Below are 1,939 nucleotides of genomic sequence, written 5' to 3'. Positions count from 1 at the left end.
AAGATATTGTCTGGCTTAGAGCTTGCTTGAACAGGGATTGCATATGTTAAACGGCACATATCATAATTATTCCCTGTTTTATTTGATTTTCCTGTACGACGTGTAGCGCCAATAAACTTTACTTTCATGTTGATTGCCCTTTATCTGATTGAAGTGGTTTAGCTCCTTGAATGTTTCGATTGAAAACCGAATGGACAAATGGGAGCACATTTTCTAATTCGTGATTGGACGCGATAATTGGAATGTCAAGCCCTACAACTTGTGGTAATTCTTCAATTTGTGGTTGGCGATACCAATCTGGTACCTGTAGTGGTTTTACATCAATAACTTCCTGACGACGAATCTGTATTGGTAATCGAGTGACATCAAAATCGACAGCGATATCAACACCAATTTCTAACAACCTACTACGATGTACATAATATTGACTATTACGTTTTATTTTCTGACCATGAAGCCATTGTAAATAAACACTTTGTGTAGCATTTGCTGACTGACGTGATTTACATACGCCCTCACCTATAAGTTGATCTGATACTGTTTCATATTCTGTATGAGTGACTTCTAGTCTTTTCATCGCTTTCTCCAGATCTTGCAAATAAGGTTCAAAGTCTTTCTCAGTGACCAGTCCATAGAAGCAAAGATTTTTACGGCGAAGAAAAGGACGTTTAAAGCTGTGTTCCTCTCGAATTACGCCGCTAGAGTTACAAAAATTAATTAACTGATCGTAGTAATCTACATCTACCTTCTCTGAGCAAGTAGAAATACGTTTGTCTCGATGCTTTTCAAGATCAAATGACTTGATATAAATTTTGTCATAACGGTAAGTTGATCCCTTATTCCAATCGACAGTTTGTTGATTGGGATAAAGGTACCCAACTTTCGAACGACCTATAGTTTGACTTGATAACGCACGCAGATATGAAACTTCGTTTCCAGCACCAACGGTTAAGTTTCTCGTAAAATCAATATGTTTGATAAAGGCACCATCTGTTTCTAAGGTGGCTCTCTTTGACTCATCATTTTGGCGGAAGAAAACCTTCGTAGATTTTGAGAATGAAGGTAAACCACATTGATTCAAAATCTTGTTATAGACAGCGACGCATTCATCGATAGTTGTGAAACCAAAAAGATTATCCATTCGCATCCAGCGAGACGGGTTCCCTTCTACACTAACCTTGAACCCGTCACAGCGCACAGTGATTAAACTGCTGAAACTTCCTTCCAGGCGAAAAGGTGTAGGTGATGGCTGGGTTGACTCACCAGTAGCGGCATCGACTTTCCAAAATAGCTCTTTACCAACAACAGGCAGCCCACCATTAAGGTGAACTTGTTGCATGTTGAGCTTGTCGATAAACCACATTTCCATGGCGTCCTAAAAACCTGTCAATACAATTTTTCTTTATGTTGTAAGATAAGATAACTTAATGTCGAAAGAAGGTAAAGAAAAGTATGGGTTACTATAAAGAAAACTTACCAGAGAGCGTGTTAGCTATGTTTCAAGATGAAATAAAGCGATGGAGAGTAAAAAGAAATTTTACTATTGAGCAGATGGCTGAAAGCATGGGCGTATCAACGGTCACATACTCAAAGTGGGAGAATGGAAAGACATCCCCGAAAGCAGAGCAAATCCCTAGACTGGCAGACAAATTAGGAACATCGATCAATTCACTGTTTGGCAGAGAAATTCAAGAAAGGGACGAGCAGATTAAGGTCTACCTTAAGATGGCCATGCAGTTAACGGACGAAGATAAACAGACCTTAGAGCATGTTATTGCTGCACTTTTACATAAGAGTAATGCTGAAAGAGCGCATGACATGGAACAAGAGATGTTCGACAAAAGACTCAAAGAAATCGAAAGAGCAAAAGAAGAATAGCACCGGAGCCCCCTTTCCCTCGGCGTTTTTCCGGAAGTCCGGAGTTAGTTTGGGTGTAACA

At 39.6% G+C, this 1,939-nt stretch carries 2 protein-coding genes; one reads left to right on the top strand and one right to left on the bottom strand.

What is annotated here, in order from left to right:
- Positions 1–124: 124 nt before the first annotated feature.
- Entirely contained in the window at positions 125–1,363 is a 1,239-nt protein-coding gene (locus tag KCG43_RS21200) for a phage/plasmid replication protein (protein ID WP_218387440.1), read from the bottom strand.
- An 89-nt stretch (positions 1,364–1,452) separates the two neighbouring features.
- On the opposite strand from KCG43_RS21200, the gene KCG43_RS21195 reads away from it, so the two are divergent.
- Entirely contained in the window at positions 1,453–1,878 is a 426-nt protein-coding gene (locus KCG43_RS21195; RefSeq protein ID WP_218387439.1) for a helix-turn-helix domain-containing protein, read from the top strand.
- Positions 1,879–1,939: the final 61 nt, after the last annotated feature.

Source organism: Photobacterium sp. WH24 (assembly GCF_019204055.1).
In the GTDB taxonomy this organism is placed as follows: Bacteria; Pseudomonadota; Gammaproteobacteria; order Enterobacterales; family Vibrionaceae; genus Photobacterium; species Photobacterium arenosum.
The sequence above is the reverse complement of the archived record's forward strand: the minus strand, read 5'-3'. Positions and strand labels throughout refer to the sequence as shown.

What these genes read in the sequence shown, in the direction of transcription:
- KCG43_RS21200 (WP_218387440.1), bottom strand. Translation starts at nt 1,363, where the DNA reads ATGTGGTTTATCGACAAGCTCAACATGCAACAAGTTCACCTTAATGGT.
- KCG43_RS21195 (WP_218387439.1), top strand. Translation starts at nt 1,453, where the DNA reads ATGGGTTACTATAAAGAAAACTTACCAGAGAGCGTGTTAGCTATGTTT.